Consider the following 23,285-nt stretch of genomic DNA (forward strand, 5'->3'; position numbering starts at 1 on the left):
CTGTGGTGGCGACCAATCAGTTGATATTCCTGGATTGCATATAACCTTATCGCCATATATTCAATCCTTAAGAATAGATTCGCGGCGCCACAGATGGCGGGACAATACCGGCTGTCAGAAAACCAAACGGTATCGCCATGAAAACCATTCGCCTGCTGAGCGTGGCCGGCGCGCTGGCAGCCACCTCGTGGCTCGCCTCCGCTGCCCATGCAGCCCAGCCCCTGCTCACCCCGGCCGAGCTCGCCACTGCCCAGCAGGCATCGCCTGCGCCGGTGGTCATCGATATCCGCGAACCCAAGCTGTATGCGCAGGGCCATATTCCCGGCGCGCTCAATGCACCGTATGGCAAATGGCGTGGCCCGGCCACCAATCCGGGCGAGCTGCCCGACACCGCCAAGCTGACGGCACTGGTGCAATCGCTGGGCCTGACGCCTGCCAGCCACGCCGTGGTCGTGTCCACAGGCGCCGATGCCACCGATTTTGGCGCCATGGCGCGCGTGTACTGGAGCCTGAAGGTGCTGGGCCTCAAAGAGCTGTCCATCGTCAACGGCGGCATGAAGAGCTGGGTGGCCGGTGGCAAGCCTGTGAGCACCGAAGTGCCACAGGTGGCAGCCAGCAGCTACCAGCCCACCCTGGACGAAAGCCTGATCGCCACACGCGACCAGGTGCGTCAGCATGTGGACCTGAGCAATGCAGCGCTGGTCGATTCGCGTCCCGACGCCTTCTACAAGGGCGAAACACGCGCACCGGCAGCCAAGCTCTCGGGAACCTTGCCCGGCGCGCAGCAGCTGGATTTCAACCAGTGGTTCGTCAAAGGCACGGCGCAATTCGTGGACCGCGACACGGCCCGGCAGATCGCGCAGAAGATCACCCGCCAGGACGGCCAGGACACGGTTGCCTTCTGCAACACCGGCCATTGGGCCGCCACCGACTGGTTTGGCCTGAGTGAAATGGCTGGCTTGCCCCACGTCAAGCTCTACGCGGGCTCGATGGTTGACTGGACGCAGCAGCCCGATGCGCCCGCGATGCAGAACCAGCCAGGCCGCGCACAGTCGCTCGCCTACGACGCCCAGCAGTGGTGGCAGCGCAAGTTCAAATAATCCAATTCATTGTGGCTGCTGGCGCAATCCTGTGATGTGCCAGCAGCTATTATTTTTATAGTATTACCGCGCATGGATATGAAGCGATTTCCCCTGTCGATCCTGATGGCTGCCTTCTTTGGCTGGCTGCTGTGGAGCGTTTCTGCGCGCCAGGCGGCGCTCTTCCTGGTTGGCATCGGCCTGGGCGCCATCCTGGCAGGCCAGCGCTTTGGCTTTACCACCGGCTGGCGCATGCTGGTGGAAGAAAAGGACCCACGCGGCGTGTTCGGCCAGTTGCTGCTGCTGGCCCTGGCCGCTGCCATGGCCATGCCGCTGCTGGGCCACTACCCCGAGCTGACGGCTGCCCTCGGCCCGCCCAGCGTGAGCCTGCTGGTGGGCGCCTTCGTGTTCGGCCTGTGCATGCAGATTGCCGACGGCTGCGGCAGCGGCACGCTGTACAAGGCAGGCATGGGCATTCCCATGAACACGGCCATCCTGCCAATGTTCGCGCTGGGCAGCTTTCTCGGATCGATACACCTGGGCTGGTGGCTTGACCTGGGCCGCATGCCCGCCGTGGGCCTGGTCAGCACCTGGGGCTGGGCGCCTGCGCTGGGCGCCACGCTGGCGGCGCTGCTGGTGATTGGCCTGGGCGTGCAGGCCTACTGCGCCAAGGCCAATGCTACGCAGCAGCGCAGTACGCCGCCGGTGTGGCAGCGCAAATGGGTCATGGGGGCCATCGGCCTTGCCATTTTTGCCACGCTCAACCTCGTCATTGCAGGCCAGCCCTGGGGCGTGGTGTACGGTTTTGGCCTGTGGGCGGCCAAGGTGGCCAACGGCGCGGGCCTCGTTGACCTCGGCACCAACTGGTTCTGGAGCCAGCCCGGCAACGCCCAGCGTCTGCAGGAAACAGTGCTGCTCGACATCACCAGCATCACCAACATCGGCATCCTGGCCGGCGCCCTGTGGATTGCCGCAGGCAAACCGGCTGCGGCCAAGGCGCTGACCGGCACGCAATGGCTGGTGGCGCTTGCTGCAGGGCTGGTGCTGGGCTACAGCTCGCGCCTGGCCTTTGGCTGCAATGTGGGCGCCATGCTCTCGGGCATCAGCACTGGCAGCATCCACGGCTGGATCTGGGTGCCGCTGGCCTTTGCCGGGACGATTTTCGGGCTGCGCGTCCGCCGCCATTTTGGATTCTGAGCACAAGGAAAACCGCCATGAACATCCCCCTTTTACGCAGCGCTTTCTGGATCGTGCTGGTCGCATTCATTGCCTGGGACTACAGCCACAGCAAGCCGGTGGATCTGCGCTTTGAGGCGCCCCTGATCGCCGCTGGCTCCGGCCAACATGCCAGCGGCGGGCACTGCTCGATGCCGGACTGAAGACCCCGGCACGCCTCTCCGCCACGACCACCCACAACCATGTGCGGCTTTTCGCCCACATGGTTTTTTTACGCCTTGGCAGGCCCGCCGCATAGGCAGACGCATCTCGTTGTCGAAAATCTGTCAAATTTCTGTCATATGACGAGCGAACAATCGGGCTCCATGTCCTCACCGACTCCGCCATGCCAACAACAGCAACCATCACTTCAGGCAACCCACAAAGGGCGTGCAGGCTGCACGGCCGCCTGCTCTGATTGCGCCGGAGTGCAGCAGCCTTGACTTCCGAGCCCACGGCGACCGCAGGGACGCCTCCCTTCTTCACCCCTCCCGACAACAGCGGCCTCATCTGGGGCTATGCCTTCGCGGGCACGGCGGCAGCCGAGCCGCTGACCGCCGACCAGGCGCAGGAATGGCTGGCCGCCCCGCAAGCTGCCGATGGTTTCATCTGGCTGCATTTCAACCTGTCGAATGCCCACTGCCTGCGCTGGCTGGAGCAGTACGGCCAGCTCGATGAGCAGTATTTTGAGGCGCTGCGCGACGGCGTCGCCTCCACCCGCATCGAGCGGCTGGACGATTCGCTGCTGGCGGTCATCAACGACATCGACTTCGATTTCAACTTCGAGTCTGGCGACATCCATACCATGTGGATCCAGGTTTCGCCACGGATGGTGATCTCGGCGCGCGCACATCCGCTGCGCTCCGTCGATACGCTGCGCCAGCAGATCCGCCAGGGCGACATCCCGGAGTCGAGCACCCAGCTGCTCGAACGCCTGTTGCGTGCCCAGGCCGATGTGCTGGTGCGCATTGTGCGCAACGTGACCCAGCGCGTAGACCAGATCGAAGACCAGATGCTGGGCGGGCGCGTGCCCATGCGCCCGCGCCAGCTCGGAGCGCTGCGCCGCCTGCTGGTACGCTTCAAGCGCCTGCTGGCACCGGAGCCATCGGCGCTGCTGCGCCTTTTGCAGACACCGCCGCGCTGGATGGGCAATGACGACCGGCAGGCGTTGCGCGCGGCCAGCGAGGAGTTCTCGGTTTTTCTGCGCGACATGCAATCGCTGGAAGAGCGCATCAAACTGCTGCAGGAAGAGATGGCTGCCAGCATCAACGAAGACACCAACCGCTCGCTCTATACCTTGACGATGATCACGGTTCTAGCCCTGCCGGTGAACTTGATGGCGGGCCTTTTCGGCATGAACGTGGGCGGCATTCCGTTGAGCCAGGACCCGCTGGGGTTCTGGATTGTCATGGGCGTGGTGGTGGCGTTCTCCATACTGCTGGCCATCTGGGCCATCCGCAAGCGGCGCGGGCCTAGGGATATTTGAAGCCGAAGCGGGCCGGATACGCCACTCGCGTAAAATAGAGGCAGGGTGTCGTCACATAGGGTGCAGCGGCAGGTGTAGCGAAGGTCGGGCCGCCTCGCGGTTTGTGCAATGCAGGTAGAGCCTTGCCGGAGCCTCCGCGCATCCGACAGAAGTGCGCCGAGATGAGCCGCTCTTCACCAGCCTTGCATGGGAAAAACACCTTCCATGCCCTCGATCGAAATTCTCGCGGCAGGCATCTTTGCCATTGCCCTCGTCCACACATTCCTTGCCGCACAGTTTGAGCGGCTCTCGCACCGCTATCCCCGCCATGCTGGCGTCTTCCATCTGCTGGGAGAGGTAGAAATCGTCTTCGGCTTCTGGGCCATGGTGCTGATCGCCGCCATGGCTGTCGTCGCAGGCCCGCAGCAAGCCATTGGCTACGCCGAATCGCGCAATTACACCGAGCCGCTCTTTGTATTCGTCGTCATGGTGATGGCGGCCTCACGTCCCATCGTGGCAACGGTGCAGAATCTGCTGGCAGGCATTGCCAAGGCAGTACCGCTGCCTACGCCGCTGGCGCTGGCGTGGCTTGGGCTGGCCGTGGTGCCGCTGATGGGCTCACTCATCACCGAGCCTGCCGCCATGACGATCGCCGCCCTCACCCTGGCGCCACTGGTGTTCACGCCCGCCATGCCTTCCCGCTACAAATACCTGGCCCTGGGCGTGCTGTTCGTCAACGTGTCGATTGGTGGCACGCTCACATCGTACGCAGCGCCACCGGTGCTGATGGTGGCCAGCGCCTGGGGCTGGGACAGCGCCTTCATGGTGCAGCATTTTGGCTGGAAGGCCACGATTGCCGTGCTCATCAACGCCAGCCTTGCCACCTGGGTGATTCGCAAGCGCCTGGTGGCGAGCACAGCACAGCCAGACAGCGCGGCGCATGCCATTCCCTGGTCCGTCGTGGCCATCCATCTCGTCCTGCTGGCTGCCGTGGTGATGCTGGCGCACCATGCGGTGCTGTTTCTGGGTATTTTTCTGCTGTTTCTGGGCTATACACATGCCTATGCACGCTACCAGAGCCCATTGATCCTGAAAGAAGCGCTGCTCGTGGGATTCTTCCTGGCGGGCCTCGTGGTGCTGGGGGGCCTGCAGAGCTGGTGGCTGCAGCCACTGGTGGCCAGCATGGACCCGCTCACCCTGTTCTTCGGCGCGCTGGGGCTCACAGCCATCACCGACAACGCCGCCCTGACCTACCTGGGCTCGCAGATCAGCGGCATGAGCGATGCTGCCAAGTACATGCTGATGGCAGGCGCCGTGGCGGGCGGTGGCCTCACCGTGATCGCCAATGCGCCCAACCCGGCAGGGGTTGCGCTGCTCAAACAGGGCTTCAGCAATGCCTCCATCAGCATTGGCGGCCTGCTGCTGGGCGCCCTGCTGCCCACGGCCATCGCCTCGCTATTGTTTTTGATGTTTTAACGAAAGCCCGGCAAGCGCCATCGGCTGGTTTTAAACCCATCAAGCCGAGGGCGCAGCCTGGCGCGTGGCGGCGGCCCCGTGCACGCCGTAACCCGCATCCACCCAGGCATCAATGCCCCCCAACAGAGGGCGCACTCTGGGTATGCCCGCCTTTCGCAACAGCTGGGCCACGCGCGCAGCCGATACCTCGTTGGGACAGGCACAGTACACCACCACCTGCGCCTGCGGATCGATGGCGGGCAGCACCGCCCCCTTGTGCAGTGGATCGTAGGAATGCGCGCCGGGAATGTGCGAGGCATCAAACGCCATGCTGGGCCGCACATCCAGAATGACGGGCTGCTCGCCGCCTTGGAGCATATCGCTCAGCTCGGCCACCGTCAGCCGCTCCATGCGCAGCGAGCGTATCACCTGGCGGCGGCTCCACCAGCGCCGGGCGATGAACACGGTAAACGCCAGCGCCAGCAGCAACAAGCCCCATTGGCCCAGTTGCGCGAGCACGGCCAACAAATCGGCCACTGTAGAGCTGAACAGCCCTCCCAGAAACACCGCAGAGCCCACCCACAGCAACGCCCCCAGGCCATCAAACAGCACAAAGCGGCCTGGCGTAGTGCCCACCGCCCCCGCCAGGGCACTGGCAATGGATGCAAACCCCGGTACAAACTTGGCAACCAGCAGCGATTTGGCGCCCCAGCGGCCATACACCGATTCGGTGTTCTGCACGCAGGAATCGGGCGAGAGAGAAATCCTGCAGATGCGCGAGAGCACACGGCGGCCATAGCGGCGGCCCAGTACGAACCAGATATAGTCGGCCACCAGCGCCGCAAACACCGCAACGGCCACCAGTTGCAACTGGTCTGCCAGCGCGCCGCCGTGGATGGCTGCCGTCACCATCAGAACCGGGTACGCAGGAATGGGCGCACCCAACTGCTCAATCAGCACATTGAGAAAGACGATCCCCACGCCGTATTCGCGGATCAGGACGATGATGAAATCCATGTGATGGGCCTTCTTCCAAACTGGAAATTCCTCGCACGCATGGCACTGCCAGAAGCGCCATACAGCATTGCAGTCAGGTGGCGAAAAGGAATTGCCAACCCAGAACATTAATGGAACCAGGAAAACCGTGGCGCTCGAGGCATTAGCAACCGGCGGCAACGGCACAAAGGCTGATGCAAAAACCATAGCAGGCTGCGTAGACCATGGCGTGAAATCAAATACAAAAATCGCTCAAGTCCAATACTGGCAAGCGCAAGTCGCTGCCTTTATAGAATTTCAGCGCCTCCTTGGACAACCCCTTGGAGGTGGGCGCCAGCAGGCCCAAAGAAAAAGGCAATGGGCCCGAAGACCCATTGCCTTTGCAGCGCATGCCGGCAGCCGTGGCTGCCAGCCGCACGGATGCTTAGACGTGCTCGCCGTAGACGGACACGTTGACTTCCACCACCACGTCGGTGTGCAGAGCCACTTCCACGGTGTTTTCGCTCACGGTCTTGATAGGACCGTTAGGCATACGCACTTGCGACTTCACAACCTGGAAACCCATCTTGTTCAGTTCGTCAGCGATGTCGTGGTTGGTCACCGAGCCGAACAGACGGCCGTCAACGCCAGCCTTCTGGGTCAGCTTCACGGTCTGGCCAGCCAGCTTCTCGCCTTGCACTTGAGCAGCGGCCAGCTTTTCAGCAGCAGCCTTTTCCAGCTCAGCGCGCTTGGCTTCGAATTCAGCCTTGGCAGCTTCGGTAGCGCGGCGTGCGCGGCCCGAAGGGATCAGGAAGTTACGTGCGTAACCGTCCTTGACCTTGACGATCTCACCCAGGTTACCCAGGTTCACAACCTTGTCGAGCAGAATGATTTGCATGTTTCGTGCTCCTTAGATCTTGTGCTGGTCAGAGTAAGGAACCATGGCCAGGAAGCGAGCGCGCTTGATGGCAGTGTTCAGCTGACGTTGGTAGATGGCGCGCGTGCCGGTCAGGCGTGCGGGGATGATCTTGCCGTTTTCGGCGATGAAGTCACGCAGGGTGTCGACATCCTTGTAGTCGATTTCTTCGACGCCGGTCACGGTGAAGCGGCAGAAGCGCTTGCGCTTGAACAGCAGCGACTGGGTGTTGCGCTTGGGGCGCTTGTCTTTGTTGAATTTCTTGAACGTGGCCATTTCGGACCTCTCAATATGTATCTGGTTGAATATCCTGGATGTGCAGAACCAGCGATTTGCTGTTGCGCGGTGTGGCGAGAAACCCCTGGAATATCCAGCTGCTTCCTACTGCCTGCCGGGCAATCCGCTCTGCCAGTGCCCCGAAGGCCACGGCTTTGAGCAGCGCGTTCACTTGTCTTGCTTGCCCGGCTTCGGTCTGGGTGGAGCGGTGCTCCAGCACAACATCGATCGCAGGCAATCCCGCCGGGGTAAATCGCAGAATCTTGATCTCTGCGAGGGCGGCTGTCACAAGTACGCGGTTCTCCACCTCCTACTGTGAATTAACGCTCGGCGGCAGCGTGCTCAGCCTGGTTGGCCTTGCGTGCTTCTTCGCGCTCCACGGTCTTCATCATGGCCGAAGGAGTGGTCTCAGCCTTCTTCTTCTGCACAGTCAGTTGGCGCAGCACGGCATCGTTGAACTTGAACGCGTGTTCCAGTTCAGCCATCACAGCCTGGTCGGCTTCGATATTCAGGCACAGATAGTGGGCCTTGGCCAGCTTGTTGATCAGATAGGCCAGTTGACGACGGCCCCAGTCTTCAACGCGGTGAATCTTACCGCCGCCGGCCGTAATCATGCCCTTGTAACGCTCCAGCATTGCTGGAACCTGTTCGCTCTGATCGGGGTGGATCAGCAGCACGATCTCATAGTGACGCATGCAAACTCCTTATGGATTGCGCCACCCGCATCTCACTCAAAATAGAATTCTTTTTCAAGCGCGTCTTGTTGCGGTGTGGCAAGGGGAAACCGTGCATTATAAAAAGCCTGGTAAACCCTGTCAATGTGCACAGGTTTGAACCCACCACCCGGGTAAAAGCCGGGCGGTAACAGGGGCAATGGCAGGGCAGGCGCCATTTTTCCGCGCCACGCCGCCATTCCCCCTTGAAAAGCGGGCGTGCATACCCACATGCACTCCAGAGTTTTTGTTTTTAGGGAATACGAGAAAGAACAATGTCAGACAACCTCAACCCCATGGACGGTCAACCCCTGTCTCCGGAAGAGATCGAAGCGGCGGCTGCAGCCAACGCGGCCGATGCCCAGAATGATCTGCAAGCCCAATTGGCCGAACTGCAAGCCAAGAACGCCGAGCTGGCCGACCAGTACATGCGCGCCAAGGCCGATGTGGAAAACGCCCGTCGCCGCGCTGAAGAAGATGTGGCCAAGGCCCGCAAGTTCGGTATCGAAGGCTTTGCCGAAAGCCTGCTTCCAGTGATCGATAGCCTGGATGCCGCTCTGTCCATCCAGAACGCCACGCCCGAGCAGTTGCGCGAAGGCTCCGATGCCACCCTGCGCCAGCTCAATGCCGCGCTGGAGCGCAACAAGGTCATCGCAATCAACCCGCCTGCCGGAGAGAAGTTCGACCCCCACCACCACCAGGCCATCTCGATGGTGCCTGCCGACCAGCCTGCCAACACGGTGGTTGGTGTGCTGCAAAAGGGCTACATGATCGCGGACCGCATTCTGCGCCCTGCCCTGGTCACGGTGACTGCACCGAAATAACGCACCTCCTGGCGTTTTTTGCAACCCGCCTCTTGAAGGGTTCAAAAAGCGCCACAGATAACAGTCAATTCGGGCGGGGATACCGTCCAACGGAATAAAAGGAGTTAGAGAAATGGGAAAGATCATTGGTATTGACCTGGGAACGACCAACAGCTGCGTGGCTGTGATGGAAGGTAATAACACCCGGGTGATCGAAAACAGCGAAGGCGCACGCACCACCCCGTCCATCGTGGCCTACCAGGACGACGGCGAAATCCTCGTCGGCGCCTCGGCCAAGCGCCAGGCGGTCACCAACCCCAAGAACACCATCTACGCTGCCAAGCGCCTGATCGGCCGCAAGTTCGAAGACAAGGAAGTGCAAAAGGACATCGACCTGATGCCCTTCCAGATCATCAAGGCCGACAACGGTGACGCCTGGGTGCAGGTGCGCGACCAGAAGCTCGCCCCGCCACAAATTTCCGCAGAAGTGCTGCGCAAGATGAAGAAGACCGCCGAGGACTTCCTGGGCGAGGCCGTGACCGAGGCCGTCATCACCGTGCCCGCGTACTTCAATGACGCGCAGCGCCAGGCGACCAAGGATGCAGGCCGCATTGCAGGCCTGGATGTCAAGCGCATCATCAACGAGCCTACCGCTGCAGCCCTGGCTTTTGGCCTGGACAAGGGCGGCAAGGGCGACCGCAAGATTGCCGTGTATGACCTGGGTGGCGGCACGTTCGACGTGTCCATCATCGAAATCGCCGATGTGGACGGCGAAAAGCAGTTCGAAGTGCTGTCGACCAATGGCGACACCTTCCTGGGCGGTGAAGACTTTGACCAGCGCATCATCGAATACATCATTGCCGAGTTCAAGAAGGAACAAGGCGTTGATCTGTCCAAGGATGTGCTGGCCCTGCAGCGCCTGAAGGAAGCTGCCGAAAAGGCCAAGATCGAACTGTCGAGCTCGGCTGCCACCGACATCAACCTGCCATACATCACCGCTGATGCCACGGGCCCCAAGCACCTGAACATCAAGCTGACCCGCGCCAAGCTGGAATCGCTGGTGGACGACCTGATCGAGCGCACCATCGCTCCTTGCCGCACCGCCATCAAGGATGCAGGCATCTCCGTGTCGGACATCGACGACGTGATCCTGGTCGGCGGCATGAGCCGGATGCCCAAGGTGCAGGAAAAGGTCAAGGAATTCTTCGGCAAGGATCCACGCAAGGACGTGAACCCTGACGAAGCCGTGGCCGTGGGCGCTGCCGTCCAAGGCCAGGTGCTGGGCGGTGACCGCTCCGACGTTCTGCTGCTGGACGTGACGCCTCTGTCACTGGGTATCGAAACCCTGGGCGGCGTGATGACCAAGATGATCGCCAAGAACACGACCATCCCGACCAAGTTTGCGCAGACCTATTCGACCGCGGAAGACAACCAGCCTGCCGTGACGATCAAGGTGTTCCAGGGTGAGCGTGAAATCGCCAGCGCCAACAAGCTGCTGGGCGAGTTCAACCTCGAAGGCATTCCTGCCGCACCCCGTGGCACGCCACAGATCGAAGTGACCTTCGACATCGACGCCAACGGTATCCTGCACGTGGGCGCCAAGGACAAGGGCACGGGCAAGGAAAACAAGATCACCATCAAGGCAAGCTCCGGCCTGTCCGAGGAAGAAATCCAGAAGATGGTGAAGGATGCCGAGCTGAACGCCGCCGACGACAAAAAGAAGCTGGAGCTGGTGCAGGCCAAGAACCAGGGCGAAGCCGCTGTCCACAGCGTGAACAAGAGCCTGGGCGAACACGGTGACAAGATCGACGCTGCCGACAAGACCGCGATCGAAGCTGCCGTGAAGGAACTGGAAGAGGCCTTGAAGGGCGAAGACAAGGACGCCATCGAAGCCAAGACCACGGCCCTGATGACCGTTAGCCAGAAGCTGGGCGAGAAGGTGTATGCCGACGCCCAGGCTGCTCAGGCCGCAGGCGCAGCGGGCGCTGCCGGCGGATCCAGCGCCGCTGCTGCTGACGACAACGTCGTGGATGCGGAAGTCAAGGAAGTGAAGAAGGACTAAGTCCTTCTCATAACCGGGCCTCGCGCCAACCGCCAATGAACCCCATGCCGGAGTCCGCATCGCCGCACTCCGGCATGGCTTTTCTACGGAAACGCTATTGTTTTTATAACTGATAGCGCTTTATTGGCTTGGAGTAAAGCCCGTTTTATTCAGGAATCCAAGGTACACGATGACATCTTCTACAGCACCTGCGACCGACGCACTGCATGTTGCAGAGCTCTACCGTGTCAACCAGAAGATCACCGATGGCGCGGCCCCATTGCCTGCCGTCACGCTCAAGGACGGCAGCCGGGTGCAGACCGGCACCGTGGCCACCATGCTCTACAACATCGCGCTCTACAACGCCGGCGAGCGCGGCGCAGTCGAAGAAGAGCTGAAGCTGGCGATCCCTACGCTGTTCAAGGTGGGGTTGTTTGAGCTTTTTCCGCCGCAGCAATGGATTGACGGCGACAATCCCGGCCGCAGCTTTGTGGGCATCCATGCCCGGGCGTACCTGCACGGCGCTGGTTAATCACCCACAGAATTCAAGAACACCATGTCCAAACGCGATTATTACGAAGTCCTCGGCGTCACCAAGACCTCCACGGAAGTCGAGATCAAAACGGCCTACCGCAAGCTGGCCATGAAATACCACCCCGACCGCAACCAGGGCGAAAAGGCCCGGGAAGCGGAAGAGAAGTTCAAGGAGTGCAAAGAAGCCTACGAAATGCTCTCCGACAGCCAAAAGCGTGCCGCCTACGACCAGTACGGCCACGCTGGCGTGGACCCCAGCATGCGCGGCGGCATGGGTGGTGAAGGCTTTGGCGGTTTTGCCGAAGCGTTTGGCGATATCTTTGGCGATATGTTCGGTGGCGGCGGCAGGCGCGGCGGCGGCCCCCAGGTCTACCGCGGCAACGACCTGTCGTATGCAATGGACATCACGCTGGAAGAAGCGGCCAACGGCAAGAACGCACAGATCAAGATTCCTTCGTGGGATGAGTGCGACACCTGCCACGGCAGCGGCGCCAAGCCCGGCACCCAGGTCAAGACCTGCTCTACCTGCCACGGCAGCGGCACGGTGCAGATGCGCCAGGGTTTTTTTGCCGTGCAGCAAACCTGCCCGCACTGCCGGGGCACCGGCAAGGTGATTCCCGAGCCCTGCACCGCGTGCCACGGCCAGGGCCGCACCAAGACGCAAAAGACGCTGGAAGTGAACATTCCAGCAGGTATCGACGACGGCATGCGCATTCGCTCCGTCGGCAACGGCGAGCCCGGCCAGAATGGCGGCCCGCCCGGCGACCTGTACATCGAGATCCGGGTGCGCAAGCATGAGGTGTTCGAGCGCGATGGCGACGATCTGCACTGCGAAGTACCAGTCAGCATGGTCACCGCCGCTCTGGGCGGAGAGATCGAAGTGCCTACGCTGGGCGGCAAGGCAGCCATCGACATTCCCGAGGGCACGCAGACGGGCAAGCAGTTCCGCCTGCGCGGCAAAGGCATCAAGGGCGTGCGCGCCAGCTATCCGGGCGATCTGTATGTGCACATCGTGGTCGAAACCCCCGTCAAGCTGACCGAACACCAGCGCAAGCTGCTCAAGGAGCTGGACGAGTCGCTGAAAAAAGGCGGCGCCAAGCACACGCCCAACAACCAGTCGTGGGCAGATCGCCTCAAGAATCTGTTCACCTGATCGCCACGGGCTTGCCTTGGCGGCAAGTCACTATTGAATTCATAGCTGCTAGTGCTTATCTGTAAAGAACTGGCAGCTATTTTCATTTCAGGCCGTCAGGCGGCTGAGCTTAAGAACGTGTGGCACCCCTGCGGTGCAAGCTCAGGGCGCCAATGCCCGCTGCCACCAGGCCGAGCAATGCAATCGCCAGCGGCTGCAGACCCGGCACCTGCTCCACAGCGCGGGCAGTCACCGTCTGCACAAAGGCACTGCTTTGCGTGGCTGGGTAGTTCGCATCGCCGCTGTAGCTCGCCACGATCTGGTGATCGCCAATCAGAACCAATTGCTGCGTGGTAATGGTCGCCACGCCAGCATTCAGCGTGGCCGAGCCCAGCACGGTCGCGCCATCGGTGATTTCGACCGTCCCCGAAGGAATCGGCGCGGCCTTGGCCTGCAAAGCTGCATTCTTGGTGGCATCGAAGGCCACCGTCACGGTGAACGTCACACTCTGCCCCGACAACGAGGGATTCGAACTGGAGCCGATATCGACACCCGAGCCGCCTTGGGCGACTACCATGGTCTGCGTCACATCCGCTGCGTCCAGATAATTGGCATCGCCCTTCTGGCTCGCCGTGATGGTGCAAGTACCCACGGTATCAAAGCTGACAGTGTTGCCAGCCCGGCTGCATGTGCCGCTGACGGCCAAGGTGAGCGGCTCGGTCGATGGGCCAGCCACAGTCACCAGCTCGTAATTGCCACCGACACGCGGATTGGCAGGTGGCACAGAGCTGATGGAAATCGTCTGCGGCCCCTTGCCGATCACGACATCCAACACCTGCTGCGCCGCAGCCAGGTAGTTCGCATCACCCGCCTGGTTGGCCTGCACCGTACAGGTACCTGTCGAGAGCATGCTGATGAGAGAGCCGTTGGTGCCGCCCGCCGAGCACACGCTGGTACTGCCTGATGCCACGCCAAAAGTGACCGGCGCACTCGATCCCCCGCCACTGGCGGATACCGTGAACGACCCACCCTGGCTGAAAACCGGGCTTGCAGGCGAAGCCGCCATATTGGTGATCGCCTGGCCGGCCTGGAGCACGCTCAGCATGTACGCCCTCTGCCCGGTAAACCCATTGGCCGAAGTCGCCCCAATCGTGAAATTAAAGGTACCGGCTGCGCCGAGCACACCAGACAGTGCGCCCGCGGGCGACAAGGCAATACCGGCTGGAAGGGTGCCCGCCGAGACTGCAAAACTGTACGGCCCCACCGCGCCATTGGAACTCGACGCCGCCAAGCTCTGCGAATAGCTGGTGCCAAACGTGCCCCCAGGCAAAGAGACGGGGGTCACATCAACAGCCACAGTGGTGCAGCTCACCACCACATTCGTCACGTTCGCGCTGATCGCCGACCCACTGGCCGGGCTGGCACTGCACAGCTGCCCCGCAGGCGCACCAGAAACATTGATGGCCCAGTTCGCGCCCTGCGGCAGCAGCGTGGAGAAATTGAAGCTGGAAGCTGCCTGTCCAATCACCAGACTTTGAGTACTGCTCGGATTGGTAGCAGAGAGCTCCAGGCTCACGGGGCCCGTCTGGCCCGACACCGTTCCACCCACCGAAAACTCGGTCGGCGCGAAACAGATCAGCGCCGCCCCATTGCCCGATTGCACGCCATTGGAGAAAGTCACCGCCGTCAGTCCAGAAGCAGCAGAGCTTCCACCAGCACCGCCACCACCACCGCCATTCCAGTTCTGCTGGCAGGCCGTGGTTCCTACGCCGGCCCCTCCACCCCCGGCGCCCACGGTAGCGCCGCCGCCACCGCCGCCGCCATAGCCAGCACCGCTGAACGAGCCCGAAAAATTGAAGGTATCACCGCCATCGCCATTGGCCGGATTGCCAGCCGTGGCGGGAAAGGTTCCGCAACCCCCACCACCGGCCCCGCCAGTTCCGACAGCCCCGCCACCGCCCCCAAACGGCCCCGGGCCGCCCGGCACATTGGCTCCTGCGGTGCCCGTGCCACCGCCACCCACTCCACCATCTCCGCCTGCGATGACTACGGTAGTGCTCCACCCCGCGTTTCCACCTCCTCCGCCGCCGCCAGCGATCGCCACGCGATTGCCGATGGCGTTGCCATTGATGCGCAGGTCCGTACCACCCCCGCCGATGCCATCAACGCCCTGCCCAATGCCCCCTGGGTTGACCGCTTGCGAACCTTGCCCTCCTACCCATATGGACAATGGCGCACCAGGGGTTACCGCCAGCGTACCCTTGACCCGCCCGCCCAGGCCACCCGCACCTCCGGGCGAATTGGGGCTGCCGCCAATGGTTCCCGCCCCGCTTCTGCCAGCCCCGCCCTGCGCGCCACTGAGGTACACGGTCAACGAATGAACGCCCGGCGGCACGGTGGCGGTCTGCTCCCCCCCGGTGAAAGCAAATGACAGCGGCGTCTCGCCCTGCAGGCAGCTCTGTGCGTAAGCCGTGCTGGCCATCAGCCATGCCCCCGCAACCACCAATGCGCCTATCGAACGGCTTCGCCACCCGCCAGAAATCATCCGTATTGGCGGCGCTGGCGTCTTGGGCGAAGGGTCGTTGTTCATGGGGGGCCTCGTGGTAAAACAATTTTCTCTATAAAAGCACAAATAGAAACATATTTTGCGCGCCCATTATTTCCAATTTCCGGCACTTGTAGCAAGAGAGTGATCGCCTACTGCAAACAGGTATTGCGCCATCACACAAATGTGGTAGGGAGCAGCAGAGCAGCAGCCTCTGGTGCAAAGCCGATGTCACACAACAAGGACGCCCCGCTCAGGTGGTGAGGCGTGCTGCGGCACCCGGTCAACAAAAACGCAGATGGCGCGGGCTGGCCGCGCTGCTAACCCGCCGGGCGACTGGCCTGCCGCAAGGTCTGCACCAGGAGCTGCTGCAGCCCATCGACCGCTGCATTGCCACGCGATGCACGGCTGCGGTAGGCGGCAACCTCCATGGGAGCCAGGGGCCCCAGGCCGTGCTCGATGCCCAGCTGCTGCAAATGCGCGGGCGCACTGCACTGGGTGAGCGCAGCAACGGCCAGGCCGCTTTCCACGGCAGCAATCTGCCCGGCCAGGCTGGAGCTGTTGTAGACCACCTTGTAGCGCCGCCCCTGCTGGGCCAGCGCGTGCATGGCCCCCCTCCGCGCGAGGCTGGCCTCCTCGTAGACAGCAATGGGCAGCGGATCGCGTCGCCACAGCTCAAACTGCGGCGAGCCCACCCAGACCATCGGCTCGTGAAACAGCAGAATACCGCGCCGGGCATGGTCGCGCGACACGAGCGCCAGATCCAGATCGCCCTGCGCCACACGCGGAATCAGCGACGTCGACTGCTCGCAATTGAGCTCGATCTCCACGCTGCTGTGGCGCAGCGCAAAGCGGCGCAGCACGGGCGTCAGGTATTTTTGCGCATAGTCATCCGGCACCCCCAGGCGCACGCGCCCGGTCAGGGGCTGGTTGTGCAACGCCTGCTGCGCCTCGGCCTGCAGATCGAGCATGCGGCGCGCATAGCCCAGCAGGGTCTGGCCTTCAGGGGTGAGCTGCAGCCTGCGGCTGCTGCGGTCCAGCAGGCGATGGCCCATGGCGTCTTCGAGCTTCTTGATCTGCATGCTGACCGCCGATTGCGAGCGGAACACTTCACTGGCCGCACTCGACAGCGTTCCCGTATCCACTACCGCCACAAAGCATTTGAGCCAATCGAGCTGCATGTCGCGCGGGTTGTCCATGGGCCCTCATCTATTCGATTATCGAAATATTGAATGCCAAATTATGCGCTTTTCGTTTTTTATGGACAACGACACACTGCGTGCATGCATACCCCATCCAGCGCCGTCATGGCGGCATCCACTCCCTCGCCCCGGCACCATGCCGTCAACAATGGCGCCCTGCCGTTCCTGCTGGGCTGCATGCTGCTTGGCACGGTCGGCGTGTTTGTGCAAGAGGCGCATGCCGCCCCCATTACCGCTACCTGGTTTCGCTGCGCATTCGGCCTTTTGGGGTTGACGGCATGGATGGCCTGGCAGCGGCAATGGCCACAATTGCGCCTGTCGCGCAGCACCGCGCCATGGGTGCTGGCATCGGGGGTACTCATGATCGCTTCCTGGGCCCTCTTCTTTCAGGCGATGACCTACACCTCGGCGGGAATGGCGATTGTGCTCTTCCATGTGCAGCCGCTATGGCTGCTGCTGTTTGGCGCGCTGTGGCTGGGCGAGAGGGTGGGCAGGCAACGCCTGGCTGCCGTGCTGGCAGCCCTTTTCGGCCTCGCTCTGGCCACCGGCGTGCTGCAGCACCTGGCGGTATTTGGCACAGAGGATGCCAGCCAGAATGGCTACTGGCTGGGCGTTTCGCTGTGCATGGTGGGTGCGGTGTGCATGGCCGGTGTCACGCTCTGCGCCAAGAAGGCGCAAACCAGCGCCAGCGCTCTGGCGTGGTGGCAATGCCTTCTTGGTACGCTGACACTGTGGATCTGGCCCGCGCAGTATGGATGGCCCGCCTGGGGAGGCGCCTGGCTCTGGCTGGCGGGCCTGGGTCTCGTGCACACCGCACTGGCCTATACCCTGATCTATGCCGGCACACTCCGCCTGCCTACATCGCGCATCGCCATTTTCCAGTTTGTCTATCCGGCCGTGGCCATCGTGATCGACTGGCTCTACTTCCGCCAGACCCTGAGCACCGCGCAACTGATCGGCATTGCGGTACTCACCATCGCCATCAGCGTGGCGGAGCGCCCCTCCCGCCAGCGCGTGGCCCGCCAATAGCATCGGCAACCTGCAAGTACATCGGCACTATGCTCATTCGGTGTGAGCGGGCGCATTGGCTGCAGCTGGAGATGCAGCCTTCGACCTACTGCCAAGGCGCCTGCGCACACCCAGCCACAGCGGCACGCCAACCACCGCCAGCACCACGAGCCAGGGAATGAGCCCCGCAGCCGTAACGACCAGGTTTTGCGCACTGAAGGCCAGGGTATCCCAGCTGCGCTGCCAGGTCTGCCGCCAGGGGCTGTAGGTACCGCTGACGATGACCCGCTGGGGTTGGAACTGCATCTGCACCAGTTGCTTGGCCGTTTCACGCTCCAGCAGGGCACGCTGGGTGGCTGCTGCATCGATTTCTGCCTGTACCTGCGACATGGTGTCGCGGATTTCGATCAGGTCCTGCAAGGTGCGTTTCACGTTTTTCTCGCGCAGCAGTTCGCGCAGGCTGTCGCGGTACTCGCTGCGGTTCTTGATCTGCGCCTCTACGTCAATCACCTGGCTGGTCTTGTCTTCGGTAGAAGTCTGGTGGTTGAGGATTTTCGCGTTGCCGCCCAGGGTGGCCGTCAGCATGGCGAAGTCGCGCGGGTTGATGCGCATGGTCAGATACGCACTGGCGGCCGATTGCGCGGTTTCCCGCTGCAGCGCAGAGCCCTCCACATAGCAGTCAAGCCGCTCGCAGGTGGATTTGACTGTCTCCCACAGGCCAGCCAGCTCGGCGGCCGGGCTTTCGATCTGCATGCGGTGGCTGACGGCCAGAAAGCGCTGGCTGGGCGCGGTGCTGACAGAGGCTGCAGTATCCATGCCTGCGCCTGCAGCCACGGGGGCCATGGGAGCTGGTGCAGGCATGGGCGCAGACATCAGCTTGGCAGCAACAGCCTTCGCGGGCGAGGCCTCCTCCAGCATGGTACGCGGACGAGCACGCCTCTCCAGCGCCACGCCATCGGCCTGGCCCGCGCCTGATGTGAATGCCGCAGCGTCCGCCCCCTCACTCTTCGCCTCCGAGACAGCGGTGGAGGCATCCGGTGAACAGGCCACCAGGGTGGATGCAGCCAGCGCCAGAGCCAGCAGGCGGACAGATTGAGGAAGCACAGACAGGCTTGGCCGATCTGAATGCAATGGGTGGTGGGACATGGCAGTTTTCTCCGGTGAATATCTGAGACACCGACTGAATCGGAGCCGGAGGCGTTGTGGGGTGAAGCCGTTACACAAGCAAACAAATTACCGGCACACAGCGGCAACCCGACTTCGTCCACCTCTGGGCATGCATCGCCCCCAGTGCTGTCACCGCGCCGTCAAATTTCAAACACGTAAGCCATCGCAAATGGCGATGCCGAAATGCCTTTTATTGCGTAAAATGGCCTTCGCTTTCTAAAACCACGATATCTCCCCACCATGAAAAGCTCCGAGCGCAGTTTTGCGCGCCGTATTGACCTGACCTCGCTCCAGCTGTTTGTGGCCGTGTGCGAGCTAGGCAGCATCGGCCGTGCGGCGGAGCGCGAGTTCATTGCTGCATCGGCTGTCAGCAAGCGCCTGTCAGATCTGGAAACCGCGGTCGACACCCAGCTGCTCTACCGCCACAGCCGCGGCGTGACCTTGACGCCTGCGGGCGAGAGCCTGCTGCACCATGCCCGCAATGTGCTGTTCGGGCTGGAGCGCATGCAGGGCGAGCTGTCGGAATACGCGGATGGCGTGCGCGGCCATGTGCGGGTGCACGCCAACATCTCGGCCATCGTGCAGTTCCTGCCCGAGGACCTGGGCAGCTTTGCGCGCGAGCACAGCCAGATCAAGATCGATCTGCAGGAACACCTGAGCGCAGACGTCATCCAGGCCGTGCACGAAGGCACGGCAGACCTTGGCATCTGCAACCCCGAGGCCGTGCCGGGCGCCGCCGAGATGGAACTGCAGTCGCGCCCCTACCGGTCTGACCACCTGATGCTGGTAGTGCCACTCTCGCACGCGCTGGCCAAACGCGACGCGATCAGCTTTGAAGAAGCGCTGGAATGGGACATTGTCGGCCTGCAATCGGGCAGCAGCATCAGCCAGGCCATGCGCTCGGCATCTGCCCAACTGCGCCGCCCGCTGCGCCAGCGCATCCAGGTAACAAGCCTGGACGCCATGTGCCGCATGATCGACAACGGCCTGGGCGTCGGACTGGTGCCGGACCGTGCCTTCACCTTGATGCACGGCGTGGGTAACCTGCGCGGCATCCAACTGACCGACGACTGGGCGCACCGCGAGCTGCGGCTGATGGCGCGCGATTTTGACGCGCTGCCGGTGACCGCCAGGCTGCTGGTCGAACACCTCAGCCCCCGGCCTGTTGCCGACGCGCCTGCGCCCGGTGATGATGCCGACCCTACAATCCGCGCCCTGCACTCATCCATTGGGCTTGGTGCGATATAAGTTCTGAAATCCACCATTACAAACACTTGACCGAAAGAGACCACGATGACCGGACGCACCCTCTACGACAAGATTTTTGACGAGCACGCCATCCATACCGAGGAAGATGGAACCACCATCCTCTATATCGACCGCCATCTGGTGCACGAAGTGACCAGCCCGCAGGCCTTCGAAGGCCTGCGCATGGCCGGCCGCAAGCTGTGGCGCGTGAGCTCCGTAGTAGCCACCGCCGACCACAACACGCCCACCACAGGCTGGGAGCGTGGCTATGACGGCATTGAAGACCCGATCAGCAAGGAACAGATCACCACGCTGAACGACAACATCGGCGAATTCGGCGCTGCCGCATTCTTCCCCTTCATGGACAAGGGCCAGGGCATCGTCCACGTGATGGGCCCCGAACAAGGCGCCACCCTGCCCGGCATGACCGTGGTCTGCGGCGACAGCCACACCAGCACGCACGGCGCATTCGGTGCGCTGGCGCACGGTATCGGCACCAGCGAAGTCGAGCACGTGATGGCCACGCAGACCCTGCTGGCCAAGAAAGCCAAGAACATGCTGATCAAGGTGGACGGCAAGGTGGCACCGGGCGTCACCGCCAAGGACATCGTGCTTGCCATCATCGGCAAGATCGGCACCGCTGGCGGCACGGGCTACACGATCGAGTTCGCGGGCTCCGCCATCCGTGACCTGTCCATCGAAGGCCGCATGACGGTGTGCAACATGGCCATCGAGGGTGGCGCGCGCGCCGGTCTGGTAGCCGTGGACAACAAGACCATTGAGTACATCAAAGGCCGCCCGCTCGCCCCGACTGGTGTGGAATGGGACCAGGCTGTGGCGTACTGGAAAACCTTGCATTCCGACACCGATGCCAAATTCGACACCGTCGTCACCCTGCGCGCCGAAGACATCGTGCCGCAGGTCACCTGGGGTACCAGCCCTGAGATGGTGCTGGGCGTGGACGCCATCGTGCCAGACCCTGACAAGGAAAAGGACCCGAACAAGCGCGGCGCCATTGAGCGCGCACTCACCTATATGAATCTGGAGCCCGGCAAGCCGATCAACGACATCTTTATCGACAAGGTGTTCATCGGCAGCTGCACCAACAGCCGCATCGAAGACATGCGCGAAGCGGCGGCAGTGGTCAAGAAACTGGGCCAGAAAGTGGCCAAGAACGTGAAGCTGGCCATGGTGGTGCCCGGCTCTGGCCTGGTGAAGGCGCAGGCCGAGGCCGAAGGCCTGGACAAAATCTTTACCGCCGCAGGCTTTGAGTGGCGCGAGCCCGGCTGCAGCATGTGCCTGGCCATGAACGCCGACCGCCTGGAGCCCGGCGAGCGCTGCGCATCTACCAGCAACCGCAACTTCGAAGGCCGCCAGGGCGCCGGTGGCCGTACCCACCTCGTCAGCCCCGCCATGGCCGCTGCCGCTGCCGTGCACGGGCACTTTGTGGATATCCGCCGTTTTGCCTGATCCCAGAAACACGCCAAGGAGCTATTGCGATGAAAACCCGTTTTGCATTCATCACCATCGCGCTTGCCGCGCTGCTATCGGGCTGCAACACCGTCCACGGCATCGGCCAGGATGTGCAGGGCGCGGGCAACGCGATCTCGCGCGCAGCACGCTAACACTATCAAATATATAGCTATCAGCGCTTGATAAATGAGCGCTGGCAGTCCCAAAGGCTTGAACATGCAACAATTCACCATCCACAAAGGCCTCGTGGCGCCCATGGACCGCGAGAACGTCGACACCGACGCCATCATCCCCAAGCAGTTCCTCAAGTCCATCAAGAAGACCGGCTTTGGCGTGAACGCGTTTGACGAGTGGCGCTACCTGGACCAGCCCGGCCAGCCCGGTGTGCCCGAAAGCGCCCGCAAGCCCAACCCCGATTTCGTGCTGAACCAGCCACGCTACAAAGGCGCCAGCGTGCTGCTCGCGCGCAAGAACTTTGGCTGCGGCTCCAGCCGCGAGCACGCGCCCTGGGCGCTTGATCAGTTCGGCTTTCGCGCCATCCTGGCCCCCAGCTTTGCCGACATCTTCTTCAACAACTGCTTCAAGAATGGCCTGCTGCCCATCGTGCTGCCCGAGACCACCATCGACCAGCTGTTCCACGAAGTGCAGGCCTTTCCTGGCTACGAACTGACCATCGACCTGGAGCGCCAGGTGATCGTGCGCCCGCAGGGCGAGGAAATTCCGTTCGACGTGATCGCCTTCCGCAAGTACTGCCTGCTCAACGGGTTTGACGACATCGGCCTCACCCTGCGACAGAAAGACAAGATCCAGGCCTTTGAAGCCAACCGCCTGGCCACCAAGCCCTGGCTGGCGCACAGCCTCATGCAGGCAAAAGCCTGAGTGCAGGGCCGCGCCCTTTAGTCGATAAAACCCATCCGATGCTTGATCGTCAAGCGCAACCAGCTATCAAGAAGTGAGTCAATTATGAAAATTGCAGTATTGCCCGGAGACGGCATTGGCCCAGAAATCGTTGCAGAAGCCGTCAAGGTGCTGGATGCGCTGAAGCTCGATCTGCAGATGGAATCCGCCCCCGTGGGTGGAGCCGCGTACGAGGCCGCAGGCCACCCGCTGCCACCGTCCACCCTGAAGCTGGCGCAGGAATCAGACGCTATCCTGTTTGGCGCCGTGGGCGACTGGAAGTACGACACGCTCGAGCGTGCGCTGCGCCCCGAGCAGGCCATTCTGGGCCTGCGCAAGGCGCTGGGCCTGTTCGCCAACTTCCGCCCCGCCATCTGCTACAAGGAACTGACCCACGCCTCCAGCCTCAAGCCCGAGCTGGTTGCGGGCCTGGACATCCTCATCATCCGCGAGCTGACCGGTGACATCTACTTTGGCCAGCCACGCGGCCGCCGCGTCTCGCCCGATGGCCACTTCCCCGGCGCCGAAGAAGCCTTCGACACCATGCGCTACACCCGCCCTGAAATCGAGCGCATCGGCCATGTGGCCTTCCAGGCCGCCCAAAAACGCGGCAAGCGCGTGACCAGCGTGGACAAGGCCAACGTGCTCGAAACCTTCCAGCTGTGGAAGGACGTGATGACCGAAGTGGGCAAACAGTACCCCGATGTGCAGCTCGATCACATGTATGTGGACAACGCCGCCATGCAGCTGGTGAAAGAGCCCAAGCGCTTTGATGTGGTGGTGACCGGCAACATGTTCGGCGACATCCTGAGCGACGAGGCATCCATGCTGACCGGCTCCATCGGCATGCTGCCATCGGCCAGCCTGAACGACAAAAAGCAAGGCCTGTATGAGCCCAGCCATGGCTCGGCACCCGACATTGCCGGCAAGGGCATTGCCAACCCGCTGGCCACCATCCTGAGCGCGGCGATGATGCTGCGCTTCAGCCTCGGCCATGAAGCCGCCGCACAGAAGATCGAAGCGGCCGTACAGAAGGTGCTGGCCCAAGGCCTGCGCACGCCCGATATCTACAGCGAAGGCACCACCAAGGTCGGCACGCAGCAGATGGGTGATGCCGTGGTCGCCGCACTGTAAAACGCCA

The 23,285-nt window shown here is 62.3% G+C and carries 23 protein-coding genes; 15 read left to right on the forward strand and 8 right to left on the reverse strand.

All coding sequences use genetic code 11. The annotated features are described in order from the left end of the window. Positions 1-137: 137 nt before the first annotated feature. From HNP33_RS09050 to HNP33_RS09070, 5 genes are all read left to right on the forward strand, one after another. Positions 138-1,100, forward strand: coding sequence for a sulfurtransferase (locus tag HNP33_RS09050; protein ID WP_184707530.1), 963 nt, complete (start codon positions 138-140; stop codon positions 1,098-1,100). Positions 1,101-1,178: 78 nt separating this feature from the next. Beyond that, a complete protein-coding gene (locus tag HNP33_RS09055) occupies positions 1,179-2,276 on the forward strand; it encodes a YeeE/YedE thiosulfate transporter family protein (protein WP_184707532.1) in 1,098 nt (365 codons plus the stop codon). Between the two features lie 17 nt (positions 2,277-2,293). Continuing rightward, complete coding sequence (locus tag HNP33_RS09060; protein WP_184707534.1) at positions 2,294-2,458, forward strand: hypothetical protein; 165 nt, start codon at positions 2,294-2,296, stop codon at positions 2,456-2,458. Positions 2,459-2,733: 275 nt separating this feature from the next. Next, on the forward strand, positions 2,734-3,780 hold the full coding sequence (locus HNP33_RS09065; protein WP_184707536.1) for a transporter: 1,047 nt from the start codon (positions 2,734-2,736) through the stop codon (positions 3,778-3,780). A 204-nt stretch (positions 3,781-3,984) separates the two neighbouring features. Beyond that, positions 3,985-5,235 (forward strand): putative Na+/H+ antiporter, encoded by a 1,251-nt coding sequence (locus HNP33_RS09070; RefSeq protein WP_184707538.1) that lies wholly within the window; start codon positions 3,985-3,987, stop codon positions 5,233-5,235. A gap of 39 nt (positions 5,236-5,274) precedes the next feature. Here HNP33_RS09070 and HNP33_RS09075 read toward each other — a convergent pair whose 3' ends face one another. From HNP33_RS09075 to rpsF, 5 genes are all read right to left on the reverse strand, one after another. After that, positions 5,275-6,231 carry a DedA family protein/thiosulfate sulfurtransferase GlpE gene (locus HNP33_RS09075; protein WP_184707540.1) on the reverse strand — a complete coding sequence of 319 codons (957 nt, stop codon included), beginning with the start codon at positions 6,229-6,231 and terminating at the stop codon, positions 5,275-5,277. Positions 6,232-6,634: 403 nt separating this feature from the next. Further along, positions 6,635-7,087: a 50S ribosomal protein L9 gene (gene rplI, locus HNP33_RS09080; RefSeq protein ID WP_184707542.1), complete on the reverse strand. Its 453-nt coding sequence runs from the start codon at positions 7,085-7,087 to the stop codon at positions 6,635-6,637. Positions 7,088-7,099: 12 nt separating this feature from the next. Further along, a complete protein-coding gene (rpsR, locus tag HNP33_RS09085; RefSeq protein ID WP_184707545.1) occupies positions 7,100-7,381 on the reverse strand; it encodes a 30S ribosomal protein S18 in 282 nt (93 codons plus the stop codon). A 10-nt stretch (positions 7,382-7,391) separates the two neighbouring features. Next, positions 7,392-7,688: a primosomal replication protein N gene (gene priB, locus HNP33_RS09090; protein ID WP_184707547.1), complete on the reverse strand. Its 297-nt coding sequence runs from the start codon at positions 7,686-7,688 to the stop codon at positions 7,392-7,394. A 13-nt stretch (positions 7,689-7,701) separates the two neighbouring features. Beyond that, a complete protein-coding gene (gene rpsF / locus HNP33_RS09095; protein ID WP_184707549.1) occupies positions 7,702-8,076 on the reverse strand; it encodes a 30S ribosomal protein S6 in 375 nt (124 codons plus the stop codon). 293 nt (positions 8,077-8,369) lie between these two features. Here rpsF and grpE point away from each other — a divergent pair, with 293 nt between their 5' ends. The 4 genes from grpE (at position 8,370) to dnaJ (ending at position 12,625) form a co-directional block, all read left to right on the forward strand. Further along, positions 8,370-8,918, forward strand: a complete 549-nt coding sequence (grpE, locus tag HNP33_RS09100) for a nucleotide exchange factor GrpE (RefSeq protein WP_184707551.1) — start codon at positions 8,370-8,372, stop codon at positions 8,916-8,918. 112 nt (positions 8,919-9,030) lie between these two features. After that, on the forward strand, positions 9,031-10,959 hold the full coding sequence (gene dnaK / locus HNP33_RS09105) for a molecular chaperone DnaK (protein ID WP_184707553.1): 1,929 nt from the start codon (positions 9,031-9,033) through the stop codon (positions 10,957-10,959). A gap of 169 nt (positions 10,960-11,128) precedes the next feature. Further along, positions 11,129-11,470: a DUF7709 family protein gene (locus HNP33_RS09110; protein WP_184707555.1), complete on the forward strand. Its 342-nt coding sequence runs from the start codon at positions 11,129-11,131 to the stop codon at positions 11,468-11,470. A 24-nt stretch (positions 11,471-11,494) separates the two neighbouring features. Beyond that, positions 11,495-12,625 (forward strand): molecular chaperone DnaJ, encoded by a 1,131-nt coding sequence (dnaJ, locus tag HNP33_RS09115; RefSeq protein ID WP_184707557.1) that lies wholly within the window; start codon positions 11,495-11,497, stop codon positions 12,623-12,625. Positions 12,626-12,734: 109 nt separating this feature from the next. On the opposite strand, the gene HNP33_RS21185 is transcribed toward dnaJ, so the two are convergent. Next, complete coding sequence (locus HNP33_RS21185; RefSeq protein WP_184707559.1) at positions 12,735-15,194, reverse strand: Ig-like domain repeat protein; 2,460 nt, start codon at positions 15,192-15,194, stop codon at positions 12,735-12,737. A 275-nt stretch (positions 15,195-15,469) separates the two neighbouring features. Continuing rightward, on the reverse strand, positions 15,470-16,348 hold the full coding sequence (locus tag HNP33_RS09125) for a LysR family transcriptional regulator (protein WP_184707561.1): 879 nt from the start codon (positions 16,346-16,348) through the stop codon (positions 15,470-15,472). A gap of 84 nt (positions 16,349-16,432) precedes the next feature. Here HNP33_RS09125 and HNP33_RS09130 point away from each other — a divergent pair, with 84 nt between their 5' ends. Continuing rightward, positions 16,433-17,380, forward strand: coding sequence for a DMT family transporter (locus HNP33_RS09130; RefSeq protein ID WP_233464453.1), 948 nt, complete (start codon positions 16,433-16,435; stop codon positions 17,378-17,380). Between the two features lie 33 nt (positions 17,381-17,413). On the opposite strand, the gene HNP33_RS09135 is transcribed toward HNP33_RS09130, so the two are convergent. Next, on the reverse strand, positions 17,414-18,505 hold the full coding sequence (locus tag HNP33_RS09135; protein ID WP_184707563.1) for a DUF4349 domain-containing protein: 1,092 nt from the start codon (positions 18,503-18,505) through the stop codon (positions 17,414-17,416). 261 nt (positions 18,506-18,766) lie between these two features. Here HNP33_RS09135 and HNP33_RS09140 point away from each other — a divergent pair, with 261 nt between their 5' ends. The 5 genes from HNP33_RS09140 (at position 18,767) to leuB (ending at position 23,278) form a co-directional block, all read left to right on the forward strand. Beyond that, positions 18,767-19,774, forward strand: coding sequence for a LysR family transcriptional regulator (locus HNP33_RS09140; RefSeq protein ID WP_184707565.1), 1,008 nt, complete (start codon positions 18,767-18,769; stop codon positions 19,772-19,774). Between the two features lie 45 nt (positions 19,775-19,819). After that, positions 19,820-21,244: a 3-isopropylmalate dehydratase large subunit gene (gene leuC / locus HNP33_RS09145; RefSeq protein WP_184707567.1), complete on the forward strand. Its 1,425-nt coding sequence runs from the start codon at positions 19,820-19,822 to the stop codon at positions 21,242-21,244. 29 nt (positions 21,245-21,273) lie between these two features. Next, positions 21,274-21,399, forward strand: a complete 126-nt coding sequence (locus HNP33_RS09150; RefSeq protein ID WP_133855415.1) for an entericidin A/B family lipoprotein — start codon at positions 21,274-21,276, stop codon at positions 21,397-21,399. 64 nt (positions 21,400-21,463) lie between these two features. Next, the gene (gene leuD, locus HNP33_RS09155; RefSeq protein WP_184707569.1) at positions 21,464-22,126 is read left to right on the forward strand and encodes a 3-isopropylmalate dehydratase small subunit; all 663 of its coding nucleotides are present in this window, start codon (positions 21,464-21,466) and stop codon (positions 22,124-22,126) included. A gap of 84 nt (positions 22,127-22,210) precedes the next feature. Then, positions 22,211-23,278, forward strand: a complete 1,068-nt coding sequence (gene leuB, locus HNP33_RS09160) for a 3-isopropylmalate dehydrogenase (RefSeq protein WP_184707571.1) — start codon at positions 22,211-22,213, stop codon at positions 23,276-23,278. The last annotated feature ends 7 nt before the right edge of the window (positions 23,279-23,285 follow it).

Source organism: Comamonas odontotermitis, from assembly GCF_014207855.1.
GTDB classification, from domain to species: Bacteria; Pseudomonadota; Gammaproteobacteria; order Burkholderiales; family Burkholderiaceae_C; genus Comamonas; species Comamonas odontotermitis_A.

Excerpts from the sequence above, each read along its gene's own strand:
- HNP33_RS09075 (WP_184707540.1), bottom strand. The coding sequence starts at position 6,231 with ATGGATTTCATCATCGTCCTGATCCGCGAATACGGCGTGGGGATCGTC.
- HNP33_RS21185 (WP_184707559.1), bottom strand. The coding sequence starts at position 15,194 with ATGAACAACGACCCTTCGCCCAAGACGCCAGCGCCGCCAATACGGATG.
- dnaJ (WP_184707557.1), top strand. The coding sequence starts at position 11,495 with ATGTCCAAACGCGATTATTACGAAGTCCTCGGCGTCACCAAGACCTCC.
- leuB (WP_184707571.1), top strand. The coding sequence starts at position 22,211 with ATGAAAATTGCAGTATTGCCCGGAGACGGCATTGGCCCAGAAATCGTT.
- rplI (WP_184707542.1), bottom strand. The coding sequence starts at position 7,087 with ATGCAAATCATTCTGCTCGACAAGGTTGTGAACCTGGGTAACCTGGGT.
- HNP33_RS09150 (WP_133855415.1), top strand. The coding sequence starts at position 21,274 with ATGAAAACCCGTTTTGCATTCATCACCATCGCGCTTGCCGCGCTGCTA.
- HNP33_RS09060 (WP_184707534.1), top strand. The coding sequence starts at position 2,294 with ATGAACATCCCCCTTTTACGCAGCGCTTTCTGGATCGTGCTGGTCGCA.
- leuC (WP_184707567.1), top strand. The coding sequence starts at position 19,820 with ATGACCGGACGCACCCTCTACGACAAGATTTTTGACGAGCACGCCATC.
- grpE (WP_184707551.1), top strand. The coding sequence starts at position 8,370 with ATGTCAGACAACCTCAACCCCATGGACGGTCAACCCCTGTCTCCGGAA.
- HNP33_RS09055 (WP_184707532.1), top strand. The coding sequence starts at position 1,179 with ATGAAGCGATTTCCCCTGTCGATCCTGATGGCTGCCTTCTTTGGCTGG.
- HNP33_RS09125 (WP_184707561.1), bottom strand. The coding sequence starts at position 16,348 with ATGGACAACCCGCGCGACATGCAGCTCGATTGGCTCAAATGCTTTGTG.
- HNP33_RS09050 (WP_184707530.1), top strand. The coding sequence starts at position 138 with ATGAAAACCATTCGCCTGCTGAGCGTGGCCGGCGCGCTGGCAGCCACC.
- HNP33_RS09135 (WP_184707563.1), bottom strand. The coding sequence starts at position 18,505 with ATGTCCCACCACCCATTGCATTCAGATCGGCCAAGCCTGTCTGTGCTT.
- leuD (WP_184707569.1), top strand. The coding sequence starts at position 21,464 with ATGCAACAATTCACCATCCACAAAGGCCTCGTGGCGCCCATGGACCGC.
- HNP33_RS09070 (WP_184707538.1), top strand. The coding sequence starts at position 3,985 with ATGCCCTCGATCGAAATTCTCGCGGCAGGCATCTTTGCCATTGCCCTC.
- rpsF (WP_184707549.1), bottom strand. The coding sequence starts at position 8,076 with ATGCGTCACTATGAGATCGTGCTGCTGATCCACCCCGATCAGAGCGAA.
- HNP33_RS09110 (WP_184707555.1), top strand. The coding sequence starts at position 11,129 with ATGACATCTTCTACAGCACCTGCGACCGACGCACTGCATGTTGCAGAG.
- rpsR (WP_184707545.1), bottom strand. The coding sequence starts at position 7,381 with ATGGCCACGTTCAAGAAATTCAACAAAGACAAGCGCCCCAAGCGCAAC.
- HNP33_RS09140 (WP_184707565.1), top strand. The coding sequence starts at position 18,767 with ATGAAAAGCTCCGAGCGCAGTTTTGCGCGCCGTATTGACCTGACCTCG.
- dnaK (WP_184707553.1), top strand. The coding sequence starts at position 9,031 with ATGGGAAAGATCATTGGTATTGACCTGGGAACGACCAACAGCTGCGTG.
- HNP33_RS09130 (WP_233464453.1), top strand. The coding sequence starts at position 16,433 with ATGCATACCCCATCCAGCGCCGTCATGGCGGCATCCACTCCCTCGCCC.